The 471-nt window shown below is 62.2% G+C and carries 1 pseudogene; it reads right to left on the bottom strand.

Annotated features, from left to right (window positions below):
- Positions 1 to 159: 159 nt before the first annotated feature.
- Positions 160 to 471 (bottom strand): annotated as a pseudogene (locus CWO89_RS45150) (transposase); the annotation flags it as partial.

Here is a 471-nt window from a genome sequence, read left to right as displayed (position 1 = left end):
GGCCAAGCCTTGCGGTGGCCGCAAACGCGGCCAGCCTTGACCGCCCCTGCGCGCGACGGCTGCGAGATCGGTGGCCGGGACGGAAGAATGGCCCGCAGCGCGACCGAACAAAAGAATGGACTTACGGCGACCTTTGCAATCTTCGTCTCGGCCATGAAGAAAGCGCTTGTCCATCTCATCCGTCGTCCGCAAGTGGTCCCAATGCTCGGCGGGGAATTCGTAGAACGCAAGCAGCGTCGCGATCTTTCGTCAGGCACGCGACCGTCTTATCGTACTTCGCTCCGTATTTCTCGGCAAAGACGTCGATCGCCACTTCGGCCGAAGCTCGGTTGGGCGCCAAATAGACCTCGCGCAGATCCTTCTTCATGCTGGCCTGCACCGAGAGCGGGACCTTGTCCAGGACGTTCACGGTCTTGTGCACCCAGCATCGCTGGTGCCGTGTGCCGGGACAGACCTCGTCGAGCGCCTTCC

Source organism: Bradyrhizobium sp. Leo170 (assembly GCF_004296405.1).
Classification (GTDB): domain Bacteria; phylum Pseudomonadota; class Alphaproteobacteria; order Rhizobiales; family Xanthobacteraceae; genus Bradyrhizobium.
The sequence above is the reverse complement of the archived record's forward strand: the minus strand, read 5'-3'. Positions and strand labels throughout refer to the sequence as shown.